We start from the raw sequence: 15,331 nt of genomic DNA on the forward strand, positions 1-15,331 counted from the left end.
GGTCATGTTCGCCCCGCCCAGCCCGCCCTGCCCACCGGCCCCGCCGTTGCCGAACAACCATCCGCCGGAGCCGCCGTTGCCGCCGGGAGGCGCGATCTTGTTGATTGCCGTGCTGGCTCCGCCCTGGCCGCCGTTGCCGCCGTTGCCGATGAATCCGGCGGAGCCGCCGCGACCACCGAACTGGCCGGGCCCACCAGATCCGCCATTGCCGCCATTGCCGAACAACAGCCCGCCCGGACCGCCGGCCTGGCCGGTGCCGGGTGCCCCGTCGGCTCCGTTACCGATCAGCGGACGGCCGGTGGCCGCCTGGGCGGGCGCGTTGACGGCGTCGAGCAGGGCTTGCGGCGCGCGCTGCAGCAATGTGGCGATGTTCGTCGCCTCCGCGGCGGCGTAGCTGCCGCTCGCGGCGCCGAGGGCTTGCACGAACTGCTCGTGGAGGACCGCGATCTGAGCGCTGGCCAGCCGGTATGCCGCGGCGTTGCGGCCGAACGCCGCCGCCACGGCCGCTGACACCTCATCGGCGCCGGCTGCCAGAACTCGCGTCGCCGGGCCGGCCGCATTCGCGGCGTCCAGTGCGGCGCCGATGCCGGCGACATTGGTGGCCGCGGCGGCCAGCAGCTCCGGCACGGCGACTACATAAGACAATCGACGGCCTCCGGTCTCACATCGGCGCGCCGTGCTGGGTCAGGGTGAAGAAGAGATAGGCGAGGCAGAACAGGAAGTTCAGGGCCACCAGGATCAGGCCTGCGCAGACAGCCGCGTGCCGGCAACGGCGCTGCAGGCGCGTTGTTCTGGCGGCTTTTTTCTCGCGCAGGTACTGAGTTGCGATCAGGGCGAAGTTGACGTCGGTCAACTCCCGGTCCGCTACCGGGGTGCCGGTGACCAACTGCTGCAGGCGCGTCGCCGGGATGTGCACGCCGACTTGCGCGAAGCGCCGGCTGAGCCGTCGCGCCTGTCTGCGGCCGAGATACTGCCCTCGCATCTGTAGCTGGTGCGAGAGTCGCCGTCGTTCGTCGCCCCAAGGGTTGGACGGGGTCGTCACAAGCCGGAAGTCTATGTCCTACGTCACACTTTGGGGGACATAACGAATTCATTTCTTCGACCGATTTTGCCTTCGGGGGGTTACCGCAGCGGTTCGGTAGGTACCGAGTAGCGCTCCTGATATGCCGTGACCCGTTCCCGCACTTCCCCGGCGTCCAGACCGGTGTCCGACCAGGTGTAGCGACCGCGGCCGCCGTCGCCCGGATGAGCTGCCAGGAAGTCCCGCATGCGCTGCTCGGTGTCCGGACGCAGTTCGCGGCCGAGCTTCTGATAGATGCCGCGGATCGTGGTCCAGGGATCGGTGATGAAATCCGCGTAGTGGATGTCGATCACCTGACCGGCGGGAACAGCACCGCTGTCGCGTAGTGCCATCTCGCGCTCGAGTCCGACGGCGATCTCCTCGTAGGACTGGGCCGCGCACTCGGCGATATTCGATTCTTCGCTGCCCATTCGTCGCAGGTGCTGTGTCAGTGCCGCGATCGACGAAATGACGTTGAGCGGGTCTCGGTGCGTCTGAACGATCAGCGCATCGGGGTACTCGGTGAGCAGCGCATCGAGTTGCCATAAGTGCGCCGGCGACTTCAGCAGCCATTGCCCGGGCACGCCGGATTGCAGGTGCTGCAGGAAGATTCGATGGAAGCGATAGGCGCCGGCATGGTCGGCCTCGTAGAGCAGCCAACGGTAATAGCTCGGCAGCCGGTACTGCACCGAGAAGATCATGCTGGTGAATTCGCTCGCGGTGATGCGGACGCACTCCTGTCCCACTAGCGCTCCCATCGGATGAAACGCCATGAACCCCGGAATGATCTGCTCGGACATTTCGATGCTGGCCTGCGCGGCCGCGATCCGCGGATCGTCATGGTAGGTCTCGGGCTGGGGCACCGGGCAGGGGGCGTCGACCTCCCAGGTCAATGGCGCACGCAGGTCAGGGTCCTGGGCGAGTAGGTCGTAGAGGATGGTGGTACCCGTGCGGGGCTGACCGACGATGACGATCGGTGCATCGATCGGTTGGGTCGCAATCTCGGGATGTTGCTTGCGCCAGGCGATCACGTCGAGCCGGTTCTTCAGGGCGCGCATCAGATCGAGGTAGGCGACCTCCACACCGATGGGTGATAGCCGCGCCTCCCTGATCAGCCCGTCGGCGACCAGCTCGAGTCCGTGTTGCCAGCCGTCAGCACCGAAGTCGTCGTGGCCGGTCTCCGCGCACGCGGTGGCGATCAGCCGGTCCGGGGCGAATCGCTCGTGCAGGGTCATGGTTGCTCCCCCCGCGTGCGCACCGACACCGTCACGTCCGGTGGTGACGGGTTGTCCAGCCAGCGCAGGACGATGAAGCCGCGATGGCGGCCGCCGGTATCCAGCCAGTGACCGAATCCGAAGTCCTGCGCCGAGATTGCGAGGCGTACCCGCCCGTCGGCGTCGGGCTGGACGCCCCGGTTGGTAACCGAGCTGTGCCGGCGACGCGGCTCGAGGCATTCGTGCCAGATGTTTTCCAGCGTGACGTTCCAGTACCTGGTGTCGGGCGGGGAGATGTCCAGCACGAGTGCCTGCTCGGGTTCAAGCCGGAAGGTGCCGATCATGTAGAGGTTGTCCGGGGTGGTGTCGGCCGAACCGAGGTCGGCCGCCTGGGCGGTCAGCAGCGTATTGGGTTGGTCGAGGAGTTCGGGCTTGATCGTGCGATGCAGCGTGACCAGCTTCATCAGCGTCCATGCCATCGCGGTGAACTGGTCGGCGAGTTCGCTTTCGGTCAGGGGGACCACTGGATCGGGATCCAGAGCTTCGATGCGCAGCGTGGCCAGTTCTTCGGTAGCGCGGTCGCCGATGTACTCCCGGACGACCAGGGACGACGCGTCCTCGGGCATCTTTAGCCAGTGGCCGCCGTCGGTGTTCGACGGCTTGGCGGCGGACAGGATGATCGCGAATTCGTCTGTGTCCAGCTCCGTATCGCTCAGATACCCGGCCATGCGCCGCGGGGTGAGTCCGGTGCCGGCCAGGATCTGAAAGCCGAGATAGGCGCTGGTGCCTCTGGTTCCGGTAATGCGGTAGCTGCGGTCGCCGCGGATCATGGCGAGGTAGTAGTTGCCGTCGGGGTTTGGGCCACCGATCATCCGGTTGGGCGTGGACATGTCGAAGAAGGACGGCTGCGCGGTGTCGGCTTCGACGGACAGTTGCGAGCACAACGAGGACACCCGCGCGATCGCCCGCAGTCCTTCCAGTAGCTCACGCTCGGACTCCGCGTCTTGTGTCACGACATCGGTCGCGTTGGCGAGCATCTGCTGAAAGAACAGCCACGCGGCCAGCGCTTCCGACGCCTCGGCTTGAGTCATGGTCTCATAATTAGACTATGTCTCAGCCTTTGGCCAGCACTTCGCGTGAATCGCTTGCTTCGCGGCGGCGGGCGGCGACGCGCCAGCGCATCGCGGCAGCGGCGGCACAGCTGGTGGCCGAGGTGGGATTGGCGGGGGCCACGGTGGAACGGATCGCGGACGCGGCCGACATCGGCCGAGCGACCTTCTTTCGCTACTTCAACTCCAAGGAAGACGCTGTCGCCGAAGGGGTCAACGTCCACTGGCTGCAGCGGATCACCACCGCGCTGGCCAGCCAGCCGCCGCACCTGTCGGCCATCGATGCTGTAGTCGCCGCATTCGGTGACCTCGCTGACGGATTCGCCGAGATCGAGGACCAGGTGCGCGAGTTGGCCACCCTCACCCGGTCTTCGGAAACACTGGATGCCTGGACCCTGCACATCTACGTGCGGTACGAGGCCGCAATCGCCGACCTGATCGCCCCACGGCTGGCGAGGCTTGCCGCGCGGGACCCGCGCCCCCGTCTGATCGGAGCGCTGGCGATGGCCACCGTGCGGCTCGCCCTGGACGACTGGCTGGTGCACGGCGGGTCGCTACCCGACCGGGTGCGTCATGGTCTGAGCGCGATCACGATCGAGTGAGGGACTCGACGATCAGGCGCGTCGTATGTTCGGCGCGCTCGGGTGAATACCCTTGTGCGTCAGAGAGAATCGGATAAACCACGCCACCCAGTATTGCGTCAGCGGCCGACTCTGCGGTGGTTTCGGCGATGTCCGCGGCCACCAGGCGCGTCCGGACGCTGTCGTGCAGGGGCTTGCTGAATCCGGCGCGTAGCTTGACGGCGGTGTCCTCGTGTTCCATCCCTGCCGCGGTCAGGATCCGCAACATCGCCGATCCACGGTCGCTGGTCAGGGTGGCGGCGAGCTTGCCCACCCACTCCACCAGGTCGGCGGCCAGATCGTCGGTGTGATTCATCGATGCGAGGATCCGGTCGGCGTCTTCGAGCATGACGTCGGCGACGAGTGCGGGACGGCTGCGCCACCACCGATAGATGGTCTGCTTTCCCACACCCGCCCTGGCGGCGACGGCTTCGATGGTCAGCCCGTCGAAACCGCGCTCCAACAGCAACTCACGGGTGGCGGCCACAATTGCCGTGCGCGACTTCTCGCTGCGGCGCCGAGGCGCGAGGTCGGTGGACATCTTGGAGGATCCTGACTCGCCTTTACAGAACATGACCCGACAACGTAATCTTCGACAAGACGAGACGGTTCGTCTTGTAAGGGGAGAGGATAGCAGTCTGTGCGGCCGATGCCGAGCCCTTTCAGTCCGGACGTCGCCCACGGCGGGTCGGCGTCGTGACTCTCGGGCTGACCGCTGAGCAACAGGAACTCAGCGATGCCGTTGGGCAGTTCGCTGCGCGGCATGCCCCCATCGCCACGACGCGGGACAACTTCGAGGCCCTGGCCGCGGGGAAGCTGCCGCAGTGGTGGGAAGCGCTGATCGCCAGCGGTTTTCATGCGGTCCACCTGCCCGAACGGGTCGGTGGCCAGGGCGGCCGGCTGATGGACAGCGCGTGTGTGCTGGAGGCTGCCGCCAAGGCGCTGCTGCCCGGACCGCTGCTGCCGACGGTGACCGCGGGCGCCGTCGCATTACTGGCAGACCCGACGCCGGCGGCCGAATCGCTGCTGCGACAACTCGCCGCCGGCGTGCCCGCCGCGGTCATCCTGCCCGGCAACGGCGAATTCCGCGCCCGGCCCAGCGCGGAAGGCTGGGTGGTGTCCGGGGAATCCGACGTCACCTCGGGTGTCTGCTCGGCACAGATCCTTCTGGTGGGGGCCCGCGATCCAGACAACGTCGTCGTCTGGGCGCTCATCGACCCGGAAACACATTCGGCTGCAACCAATCCCGAAGACGGCACGGATATCGTCACCGACGTCGGTCGGTTACGTCTGACGGAAAACGCGGCCTCTGCGGTTCTCAGCGGCATTGACGCGAACCGGGCGGAGTGTGTCGCGGCGGCGCTGGTCGCCAGCACGACGGCCGGCATCACACAGTGGTGTGTCGAGGCGGTCACCGCGCATCTGCGCATCCGCGAACAATTCGGCAAGGTGATCGGCACCTTCCAGGCGTTACAGCACAGCGCGGCGATGTTGTTGATCAACAGCGAATTGGCAACGGCGGCAGCCTGGGACGCCGTGCGCGCCGCCGACGAGTCGCTCGACCAGCATCGGATGGCTGCGGCCGGTGCCGCCGTTGTCGCCATCTCACCCGCCCCGGATCTGGTTCTGGATGCCCTGACCATGTTCGGGGCCATCGGGTTCACCTGGGAACACGACGTGCACTTGTACTGGCGGCGCGCCATCAGCCTGGCGGCGTCGATCGGACCGGCGAATCGGTGGGCACGCCGACTGGGGCGGCTCACCTGCACCCAACAGCGCGACATGTCGGTGAACCTGGGCGACGCCGACGCCGAATTCCGGGCACAGGTGGCTCAAACCTTGGATGCCGCGTTGCAATTGGAGAACGACCAGCCCGGACGGCAAGGTGACTACGAGGACTTCAAGACCGGGCCGCAACGCACCCTGATCGCCGAGGCGGGTCTGATCGCGCCGCACTGGCCGAGGCCGTGGGGGCTGGACGCCGGACCGCTGCGCCAACTGATAATCGACGACGAGTTCGCCAAGCGCCCGGAGCTGGTCCGGCCCTCCCTGGGCATCGCGGAGTGGATCCTGCCCTCGGTGCTCAAGGCGGCGCCGAAAGACCTGCAGGACAAGTTGATACCGCCGACCCAGCGCGGTGAGATCGCCTGGTGTCAGCTGTTCAGTGAACCCGGCGCGGGTTCTGATCTCGCGGCTTTGGCCACCCGCGCCACCAAAGTGGACGGTGGCTGGACGATCAACGGACACAAGATCTGGACGTCGGTGGCCCACCGGGCGGACTTCGGCGCGCTGCTGGCCCGCACGGACCCGGCGGCCAGCAAGCACCGCGGCATCGGTTATTTCATCCTGGACATGCGGTCTCCGGGGATCGAGATCCAGCCGATCAAGACCGCGACGGGTGAGGCGCACTTCAACGAGGTCTTCCTCACCGACGTCTTCATCCCGGACGACATGCTGCTCGGCGACCCGGTCGGCGGGTGGAACCTGGCGATTGCGACAATGGCCGAAGAGCGCTCGGCAATAAGCGGATACGTCAAGTTCGACCGGGCCGCCGCACTGCGCCGGCTGGCGTCCGAACCGGGGCCGGACCGTGAGGACGCGCTTCGCGCTCTTGGTGAGCTCGACGCATACACCCACGCGATCAAGGCCCTGGGCGTGCGGGAAACCATCCGGCTGCTCGACGGACAGCCCTCGGGTCCGGCATCGAGCATCGCCAAGGTCGCGATGAATGTGTTGTTGCGGCGCACTTTTGAGGCGACGTTGCAATTGACGGGCCGACTGGCGATGGTCGCCGACTCCGATCCCGCGATCGTGGAGCCGTATCTGCACCTCCCGGCCGAACTGATCGGCGGCGGAACCCGGGAGATCCAGCTGAACATCATCGCTCAGATGATCCTGGGTCTACCACGAAAATAGGTACCGAACATGGGATTACGCGGAGAGGCCGCCATCGTCGGCTACGTGGAGCTACCGCCCGAACGGCTCAATAAGGCATCGCCCGCGCCGTTCGTTCTGGAGCAGTGGGCCGAACTCGCCGCGGCGGCACTCGACGATGCGGGTCTTTCCGGCGAGATGGTCAACGGCATCGCGGCCTCGCACCTGGCCGAGTCGCAGATCTTCGTGCCCTCGACTATCGCCGAATACCTGGGCATGCCAGCCCGATTCGCCGAGTTGGTGGACCTCGGCGGAGCGAGCGCCGCCGCGATGGTGTGGCGCGCCGCCGCGGCGATCGAGCTCGGAATCTGTGACGCCGTGCTGTGTGCGCTGCCCGCGCGCTACATCACGCCGTCGTCCAAGAAGAAGCCCAGGCCCATGGTCGACGCCATGTTCTTCGGCTCGTCGAGCAACCAATACGGTTCTCCACAAGCCGAATTCGAGATCCCGTACGGCAACCTCGGGCAGAACGGCCCCTATGGCCAGGTGGCTCAGCGTTACGCCGCCGTCTACGGATACGACGAGCGCGCCATGGCGAAGATTGTCGTCGACCAGCGGGTCAACGCCAATCACACCGAGGGCGCCATCTGGAAAGACAAGCCGCTGACTGTCGACGACGTGTTGGCCAGCCCGGTGATCGCTGATCCGTTGCACATGCTGGAGATCGTGATGCCGTGTGTCGGCGGCGCGGCGGTGGTGGTCGCCAACGCCGACCTGGCCCGGCGTGCCAGGCACCGACCGGTGTGGATCAAGGGTTTTGGTGAGAACGTGCCGTTCAAGACCCCGACGTATGCCGAAGACCTGTTGAACACGCCCATGGCCGCCGCGGCCGAGACCGCCTTCGCCATGACCGACCTGACGCGCGATCAGATGGACATGGTGTCGATCTACGACTGCTACACGATCACCGTCATGCTGTCGCTCGAGGACGCCGGTTTCTGCGACAAGGGCACCGGTTTGAAGTTCATCGCGGAGCACGATCTGACGTTCCGCGGCGACTTCCCCCTGAACACCGCCGGCGGCCAATTGGGCTTCGGGCAGGCCGGCCTGGCCGGTGGCATGCACCACGTCTGCGATGCCGCGCGGCAGATCATGGGCCGCGCGGGGGCGGCGCAGGTGGCCGACTGCAACCGCGCCTTCGTGTCCGGCAACGGGGGGATCCTGTCCGAGCAGACTGCGCTCGTGCTGCAGGGAGACTGACATGAACTTCGACCGTCCGATGCCCGTCAAAACTCCGACCACGGCGCCGTTTTGGGATGCGCTGGCCCAGCACCGCATCGTCATCCAGTATTCGCCGTCGTCGCAAAGCTATGTCTTCTATCCGCGGGTACGGGCGCCGCGCACCCTGGCCGACGATCTGGAGTGGCGCGAGATCTCCGGGATGGGCACGCTGTATTCCTATACCGTGGCGCGCCGCCCGGTCAGTCCGCACTTCGCCGACGCCGTCCCGCAGCTGCTCGCCATTGTCGAATGGGATGAGGGTCCACGGTTTTCCACCGAGATGGTCAACGTCGAGCCGGAGGCGTTGGGAGTGGGCATGCGGGTGCGGCCGGTGTTCTGCGACTACCCCGAGCACGACGTCACCATGTTGCGCTACGAGCCCGCCTAAGGGTGGCGAGCAGACGCGTAGGCCCCTGAATTCGTGCCGAATCAGGGGCCTACGCGTCTGCTCGCGCAAGGGGACTACATCTGCGCCCACACGATTTTGGTCTGCAGGTAGGTCTCCAGACCGGCCTTGCCGGACTCGTAACCCCAACCCGACTGCTTGTAGCCGCCGAACGGCATCGAGTGGTCGAACTGCATCTGGCAATTGAGCCCCACCGTCCCGGCCTTGAGCCGCTTGGCAATTCGGTGGGCGCGGGCCAGGTCTTGAGTCCATGCGGTGGCGGCCAGGCCGTAGGTGGTGTCGTTGGCCAGCGCGACGGCCTCGTCCTCGTCGTCAAAGGGAATCACCGCGACCACCGGCCCGAAGATCTCTTCCTGGAACAGCCGGCTGGTGGTGGCGACGTTGGTCAGTACGGTGGGACGGACGAAATAGCCTTTGCGGTCCACCCTCTCGCCGCCGGTGACCACCTCGACGCCGTCGGAGCGGCCCTGGTCGAGGTAGCCCAGGACGCGAGTGAGCTGCTTCTGGCTGATCAGCGGACCGATCAAGCTGCCTTCGTCCTTGGGGCCACCCTGTGGTAGCCCGTCCGCCACCTTCGCCAGGGCGTCCACGAACTGATCGAAGATGCCCCGCTGCACGAAGATCCGCGATCCGCACACACAGGCCTGACCGGAGTGGATAAAGGTACCGAACGCCGCCATCGGAACGGCCTTGGACAGGTCGGCGTCGTCGAAGACCACCACCGGCGACTTGCCGCCAAGTTCCAAAGTGACCTTCTTCAAATTGCTTTCGCCGGCCGCGTGCACGATGGCCCGGCCGACCTCGGTAGACCCGGTGAAGGCGACCTTCTCCACGTCGGGGTGCGCGGTGATCGCCGCGCCCGCGGTGTGCCCGTTGCCCAGCACCAGGTTTGCCACACCCTCGGGCACGCCGGCCTCATGCAGGATATTGTCCAGTACCAGCGCCGAAAGCGGCGTCTCCTCAGCGGGTTTGACCACGCTGCTGCAGCCGGCCGCCAGGGCCGGAGCCAGCTTGCAGCAGAAATTGAAGACCGGTCCGTTCCACGGGAAGATCAGGCCCACGACGCCATAGGGCTCTTTGAGGGTGTAGGCGTGCTGGTGCGAGTCGATGCCGGTGAGACCGCCGGTGTGCACGTCGGCGGCGATGCCCTCGATCTTGGTGCACCAGCCCGCGTAGTAGCGGAAGAACTCCGAACCCACCGTGACGGTGCCCTGGGCCTGCAGCGGCGTCATGCCGGCGTTCAGCGATTCCAGCTCGGCCAACAGGTCGGCGTTCTGGTCGATCAGCTCGCCGACGCGCCACAGGATCTTGGCCCGCTCGCTGGGCGGCTTGTCCCGCCAGACCCCCGACTCGAAGGACGCCCGCGCCCGCGCGACGGCATCGTCGACCGCTTCCGGGCCGCAGTCCTTGAACTCGGTGACCTGCTCTTCGGTGGCGGGATCGACAACCGTGATCACCTCGCCGGTCCCCGGGCGCTCCCGGATCTCGTCCAAAACGGCCTGGACCGTCATCGGTACTCCTCCTTGAGTATCTGACTCGTCAAGGCGAGGTTATGCGCTTAACCAACGGATGTCCAGACCTTGAGTAGTCGATCGGCTATCCCTCGGCTAGGTCGAGGAGCGCACTACGACGCGGGCGATGTCGGTGATGTCCGGAGACGGCGGGGCCGGGTAGCCCAACCGTTCGTAGATGGCCGCGATCGCGGCGTCGGCGACCGCGCGTGGATCGAACTGGACCGAGGTCAACGGCGGGGTGCTCACCTCGCCCATCGGGCTGGCGTCGACACCGATCACCGCGAGGTCTTGTGGGCACTGCAGGCCCGCCCGATGAATTCCGTACAGGACCAGGCACGCGATGTCGTCGCTCTGCGCGCACACCGCGGTCACGCCGTCGCGCACCCAATCGCTCACGACCTCGGCGGCGTTGTCGATGGTGACGGTGGCGACGGGCACCGGCGGCAGGCCGCGCGATTGTGCTGCGCGGGTGACCCCGTCGAGCCAGTAGTCACCCAGCGCGCGCCATCTGGGGGTTCCGCCGTAGGCATAGGCAATCTGCCGGTGGCCCCGCGAGACGAGATGTGCCACCCGCATTTCGCCCACCGCCAGGTGCGGATCGCCCAGAGCGGGCAGGCTGCCGATGTCGATGTGCGGAATGCCGGCGTTTTTGACCGCAGTGGCCGCCGCCTGGGTGAGCGGGAAGAGGCTGGCCACCGCGACAGGGTCGAGGTTCTCGATGGCGTCGACGACGTGATGGTCGTCTTCGGTTTCGAAGATCTGCACCTGCAGCAGACCCAGGCGCGCCAGTTCGGTGGTCATCCGGCTGCCGGCCTGCATCGGCATGTCACCCACTGCGACGAGCGGGATGACGTAGAGCACTACGCCGCCCTTGCCGCGGGCGAGGTTGCGCGCGGCGATGTTGGGTCGATAGCCGAGCAACTTCGCGGCGCGGTTGACCGCCTCGCGAGTCTGCGGCGAGATCCGGCGTCCCTCGACGTTGTTCAGCACGTAGCTGACCGTCGCGGTCGACACCTCCGCCAGACGGGCGACATCGGCGGTGGTGGGTCGGGCACCCTTGGCCGTGCCCAACTCGTCACTGACCGGCATGCCTCATGGTGGCACGCGTGTCAATCGGTCGACCGGGACGCCACCACGGACTAATAGTCCGTTCCCCTCACGGCCTGGCTCGGGCCGTAGTGAGCGATTACATGTCATGGCGTCGGATAGCTGGGTCTGACATCATGGCCTAGTAGTCACTGAGCCCCGGAGCGCAGGATGAACAAAGACGACCTGATCCTGATCAGCGTTGACGACCACATCGCCGAACCCGCTGACATGTTCGACGCCCACGTCCCGGCCAAGTACAAGCATCTCGCCCCCCGGGTGGTGATCGAAGCCGATGGCGTCCAGCAGTGGTACTACGGCGACATCCGCGGCCGGAACATGGGCTTGAACGCGGTGGCCGGCAAACCGCGCGAGATGTACAACGTCGATGCCTCCCGCTACGACGAGATGCGTCCGGGCTGCTTCAACGTCGACGAGCGGGTGCGCGACATGAACGCCGGTGGTCAACTGGCCGGGCTGAACTTTCCGAACTTCACCGGGTTCTCCGGACAGGTGCTCAACCAGGGCCCCGACCGCGACGTGAACCTGGTGATGATCAAGGCCTACAACGACTGGCACGTCGACGAGTGGTGTGCCGCGTACCCGGGCCGGTTCATTCCGTGCGGCATCCTCCCGCTTTACGACGTAGCGGAAGCGGCCAAGGAGGTTAAACGCTTGGCGGACAAGGGTTGCCATGCGGTCACCTTCTCGGAGAACCCAGAAGCGTTGCAGATGCCCAGCATTCACACCAAATACTGGTACCCGCTGTTCGAAGCCGTCTGCGAGAACAGAACGGTGCTGTGCACCCACGTCGGCTCCGCGTCGCGGTCACCCATGGTGTCGATGGACGCGCCGGCCAGTGTGATGATGACCGCCTCGTCGATGATGAGCATGTTCACCTTCACCGAACTCATCTGGGCACAGTTCTGGGCCGACTTCCCGGAATTGAAGTTCTCGCTCACCGAAGGCGACATCGGCTGGATGCCGTACTTCCTGTGGCGCGCCGAGCATGTCTACCAACGGCATTCGGGCTGGACACTCGCGACGTTCCCGCCGGGCTACGCCGGGCCGGTCGATGTGTTTAACCGACACTTCTATACCTGCTTCATCAGCGACAAGGTCGGCGTGCGCAATATGGACTGGTTCAACGAGGACATGGTGTGCTGGGAGTCCGATTTCCCGCATTCGGACAGCAACTGGCCGTTCGCGCCGGAGGACGTCATCGAGACGATGGGCCACCTCGACGACGCGGTCATCGACAAGATCACCCACGAAAACGCCATGGCCGCCTACTCATTCGACCCATTTCGGCACATCCCGAAAGAGCACGCCCGCGCGGGGTATCTTCGTGGGCAAGCCGCTGACGTCGACGTGGTGACTCACGTCGGGCATCAGGCTAGCCAGCGTGACCGCGACGCGTGGACGCGAATGACGACTTTCGCTCTGCAAGCCCAGGGCGCGACACCGGTGACGGTGGAAGCGCCCGGCATCGCCGGGCGTGCCACGACGCTGGGCAACTGAGCGTGGCACACCAACCACCGTTCACCGGGTGGCGCGTGCTGGAGTTGTCCAACGGAATAGCGGCGGGATACGCGGGGAAGATGTTCGCTGATGCCGGCGCCGAGGTCGTCAAAATCGAGTGCGAGAAAGGCGATTCCCTGCGGGCGTGGTCGGCCGGGGGTGGACCGCCGGGGGCGCTGTTCGGTTATCTGGCCGCCGGGAAGAAGTCGGTCCTGGGCGATGACCTTCACGCGTTGCTGCCGGGCGCCGACGTCGTGATCACCGACCTCACCGACGGCTGGACGCTGAACAACCTCGTAGCGCACAAACATTCGTCAGCAGTGCTTGTCGCCGTCACGCCGTTCGGGACGAGCGGGCCCTATGTCGAGGAGCAGGTGATCGCCAACGAGTTCATCCTGCAGGCGCTGTCCGGCTCGATCGCCAGCCGCGGCTGGCCGGGAGACGAACCCGTGCAGGCGGGCGGGCGCCTCGGTGAGTGGCTGGCCGGCACTTTCGCGGCGGCGGTCGCCGCCGCCACCGCACGCCACGCCGCACGCAGCGGACGGGGCGAGGTCATCGATGTCTCGACCTACGAGGCGATGGCCATCGCGATGGGCGGCCTGCCCGCCATGTCGGCCAGCGTCATGGGCCCGGACTCCCAGATGAACTCCCGCAGTCTGGAACTGCCGTCGATCGTTCCGACTGCCGACGGAATGGTCGGCTTCTGCACCATCACCGCACAACAGTTCCAGGATTTCCTGGTGCTCATCGAGCGTGCCGACCTGCTCGACGACGCCGAACTGGCGTCCGTCGAGGGGCGCATCGCGCGTCGCGACGAGTTTCTGCGGATGGTGACGCAGTGGACCGAATGTCGCACCACTGCGGAGATCGTCGACCTTGCCGTCGCCTTCCGCATTCCGGTGGCGCCGATCGGTACCCCGGCGATGTTGCCGACGGTCGATCACTTCCTGCAACGGGGCGTGTTCGTCGAATCCGAACTCGGTGTGCTGCAACCGCGAGTGCCCTACCGCGGCGGCGCCATTACCACCCGGCTGCCGGGCCGGCCACCGGAACTCGGCGAGCACAACGGCAGCATCGACTGGCCACCCCGCCGCGAAAACGCCGGCCGGGCCGATCCCCAGGCACTTCCGTTGTCCGACATCCGCGTTGCCGACTTCACGGCTTTCTGGGCCGGGCCATTTGCCACCCAGTTTCTCGGCGCGCTCGGCGCCGACGTCGTCAAAGTGGAGGGCGTGCGGCGGCCCGACGGCATGCGGTTCTCCGCCGGCCGGCCACCGACCTGGGACCAGTGGTGGGAATGGGGCCCGGTCTTCCTGTGCAGCAACAACAACAAGCGCGGCATCAGCATCGAACTCGGAACCGACGCCGGACGTGCGGCGGCGTTGAAGCTCATCGCCGCAAGCGATCTCGTCATCGAGAACTTCTCGCCGCGGGTGATGGAGAACTTCGACCTGCAATGGGATGCCGTCAGCGCCGCGAACCCACACGCCGTCATGGTGCGGATGCCGGCGTTCGGGCTGGACGGCCCGTGGCGCGACCGGGTGGGCTTCGCCCAGACCATGGAGCAGGCGACGGGCATGGCGTGGATCACCGGCCACGCGCAGGGCCCCCCGGTGATCCCGCGCGGTGTGTGCGACCCGATCGCGGGTCTGCACGCCGCCTTCGCCGCGGTGGCGGCGTTGGTGGTCCGCGACCGGGACGGGATCGGCGTGCACGTCGAATCTACGATGGTGGAGGCGGCACTGAATGTGGCCGCGGAAATGCTGGTCGAATACTCGCGCAACGGAATCGAACTGCGCCGTCGGGGAAATCGCGCCCCTGGCGCCAGCCCGCAGGGTGTGTACCGCTGCCTGGGCGACGACGAGTGGGTGGCTGTTGCTGCGATGGACGACGCCGCCCGCGGGGCACTGGCCAGGCTCGTCGAGAAGCGCGAGCTGCGCTCCGACAACGGCATCGACGAATTGATCATCAACTGGGCCGCGGGCCGCACGGTGCCCGACGCGGTACGCGAACTGCGATCGGCCGGGGTGGCGGCCGCCCCCGTGAGAGCACCGGCCGGCCTGCTCACCGATCCGCACCTGCTTGCCCGTGGCTTCTGGGAACGCGTCGACCATCCGGTCGCGGGCTCGTTCCTGTGCACCGGCATGCCGTTCACCTTTTCCGGCCGACCGCGCCGCTGGATTCACCGGGGCGCTCCGCTGTATGGCGAGCACACCAGCGACGTGCTGACCGAATTAGGCTACAGCCGTGTAGATCTCGGCGAGTTGAGCGAGTCGAAGGTCACCGCGGTGCGCCCGGCGGGCTTGTGAGATGGCAGTGACGCTGTGTGTACCGCCGCGCCCGGGCGAGTTGTGCCAGCTGGTCCGGTTCCTGCTGCGCCAGGATTCGGTGGTCATGGAACTGACGGCGCGGCAACGCATCACCGGTGTGGAGTGGGATGAAGGCGAACGTGCGGTGGCGATGGTCGTGGAGATCACCGACCCGCAAACCGCTCGGCCGGTCGATGTGCGAATCGACATTGTGCAAGGCGGCGGGTCACCGCGAGACGGCCGCGCCCAGCTGATCGGGCGGATCGTCAGGCACGGCAGGCAGTGCGACGTGCTCGGCACCTATCTCGGTGTCGTGGCAGACGAAAACTGAAGCGGC

General features: G+C 66.5%; 14 protein-coding genes. 7 read left to right on the top strand and 7 right to left on the bottom strand.

Going from position 1 to position 15,331, the window contains the following annotated elements; translation table 11 throughout:
* From AWC08_RS26730 to AWC08_RS26745, 4 genes are all read right to left on the bottom strand, one after another.
* On the bottom strand, nucleotides 1–645 hold a 645-nt coding region (locus AWC08_RS26730), incomplete at its 3' end, for a PE family protein (protein WP_085088466.1).
* A 16-nt stretch (nucleotides 646–661) separates the two neighbouring features.
* Nucleotides 662–1,042, bottom strand: a complete 381-nt coding sequence (locus tag AWC08_RS26735; RefSeq protein WP_065136467.1) for a hypothetical protein — start codon at nucleotides 1,040–1,042, stop codon at nucleotides 662–664.
* 80 nt (nucleotides 1,043–1,122) lie between these two features.
* A complete protein-coding gene (locus AWC08_RS26740; protein WP_069434522.1) occupies nucleotides 1,123–2,295 on the bottom strand; it encodes a sulfotransferase family protein in 1,173 nt (390 codons plus the stop codon).
* The gene (locus AWC08_RS26745; protein ID WP_069434521.1) at nucleotides 2,292–3,365 is read right to left on the bottom strand and encodes a DUF1214 domain-containing protein; all 1,074 of its coding nucleotides are present in this window, start codon (nucleotides 3,363–3,365) and stop codon (nucleotides 2,292–2,294) included. Before AWC08_RS26745 ends, AWC08_RS26740 begins: the two co-directional genes overlap by 4 nt.
* Before the next feature lie 17 nt (nucleotides 3,366–3,382).
* On the opposite strand from AWC08_RS26745, the gene AWC08_RS26750 reads away from it, so the two are divergent.
* Nucleotides 3,383–3,985 (top strand): TetR family transcriptional regulator, encoded by a 603-nt coding sequence (locus AWC08_RS26750; RefSeq protein WP_065136464.1) that lies wholly within the window; start codon nucleotides 3,383–3,385, stop codon nucleotides 3,983–3,985.
* On the opposite strand, the gene AWC08_RS26755 is transcribed toward AWC08_RS26750, so the two are convergent.
* Nucleotides 3,972–4,544 (bottom strand): TetR/AcrR family transcriptional regulator, encoded by a 573-nt coding sequence (locus AWC08_RS26755; RefSeq protein ID WP_065136472.1) that lies wholly within the window; start codon nucleotides 4,542–4,544, stop codon nucleotides 3,972–3,974. The two genes, AWC08_RS26750 and AWC08_RS26755, sit on opposite strands and share 14 nt — an antisense overlap.
* Nucleotides 4,545–4,699: 155 nt before the next feature.
* Here AWC08_RS26755 and AWC08_RS26760 point away from each other — a divergent pair, with 155 nt between their 5' ends.
* From AWC08_RS26760 to AWC08_RS26770, 3 genes are read left to right on the top strand one after another with little or no spacing between them, the layout of a single operon-like run.
* Nucleotides 4,700–6,919, top strand: a complete 2,220-nt coding sequence (locus AWC08_RS26760) for an acyl-CoA dehydrogenase family protein (RefSeq protein ID WP_069434520.1) — start codon at nucleotides 4,700–4,702, stop codon at nucleotides 6,917–6,919.
* A 9-nt stretch (nucleotides 6,920–6,928) separates the two neighbouring features.
* Nucleotides 6,929–8,137: a thiolase family protein gene (locus AWC08_RS26765; protein ID WP_065136462.1), complete on the top strand. Its 1,209-nt coding sequence runs from the start codon at nucleotides 6,929–6,931 to the stop codon at nucleotides 8,135–8,137.
* Between the two features lies 1 nt (nucleotide 8,138).
* Nucleotides 8,139–8,546 carry a Zn-ribbon domain-containing OB-fold protein gene (locus AWC08_RS26770; RefSeq protein ID WP_069434519.1) on the top strand — a complete coding sequence of 136 codons (408 nt, stop codon included), beginning with the start codon at nucleotides 8,139–8,141 and terminating at the stop codon, nucleotides 8,544–8,546.
* Between the two features lie 74 nt (nucleotides 8,547–8,620).
* Here AWC08_RS26770 and AWC08_RS26775 read toward each other — a convergent pair whose 3' ends face one another.
* Both AWC08_RS26775 and AWC08_RS26780 read right to left on the bottom strand, forming a co-directional pair.
* Nucleotides 8,621–10,075, bottom strand: coding sequence for an aldehyde dehydrogenase family protein (locus AWC08_RS26775; protein ID WP_065136461.1), 1,455 nt, complete (start codon nucleotides 10,073–10,075; stop codon nucleotides 8,621–8,623).
* A gap of 96 nt (nucleotides 10,076–10,171) precedes the next feature.
* Nucleotides 10,172–11,167 carry a LacI family DNA-binding transcriptional regulator gene (locus tag AWC08_RS26780; RefSeq protein WP_065136460.1) on the bottom strand — a complete coding sequence of 332 codons (996 nt, stop codon included), beginning with the start codon at nucleotides 11,165–11,167 and terminating at the stop codon, nucleotides 10,172–10,174.
* Nucleotides 11,168–11,335: 168 nt separating this feature from the next.
* On the opposite strand from AWC08_RS26780, the gene AWC08_RS26785 reads away from it, so the two are divergent.
* The 3 genes from AWC08_RS26785 to AWC08_RS26795 are packed head-to-tail and all read left to right on the top strand — an operon-like array spanning nucleotide 11,336 to nucleotide 15,325.
* Entirely contained in the window at nucleotides 11,336–12,685 is a 1,350-nt protein-coding gene (locus tag AWC08_RS26785) for an amidohydrolase family protein (protein ID WP_065136459.1), read from the top strand.
* A 2-nt stretch (nucleotides 12,686–12,687) separates the two neighbouring features.
* Entirely contained in the window at nucleotides 12,688–14,994 is a 2,307-nt protein-coding gene (locus AWC08_RS26790) for a CaiB/BaiF CoA-transferase family protein (RefSeq protein ID WP_065136458.1), read from the top strand.
* A gap of 1 nt (nucleotide 14,995) precedes the next feature.
* Nucleotides 14,996–15,325: a hypothetical protein gene (locus AWC08_RS26795; protein WP_065136457.1), complete on the top strand. Its 330-nt coding sequence runs from the start codon at nucleotides 14,996–14,998 to the stop codon at nucleotides 15,323–15,325.
* The last annotated feature ends 6 nt before the right edge of the window (nucleotides 15,326–15,331 follow it).

Origin of the sequence: Mycobacterium gordonae (assembly GCF_002101675.1) — a bacterium.
Lineage (GTDB): Bacteria > Actinomycetota > Actinomycetes > Mycobacteriales > Mycobacteriaceae > Mycobacterium > Mycobacterium gordonae.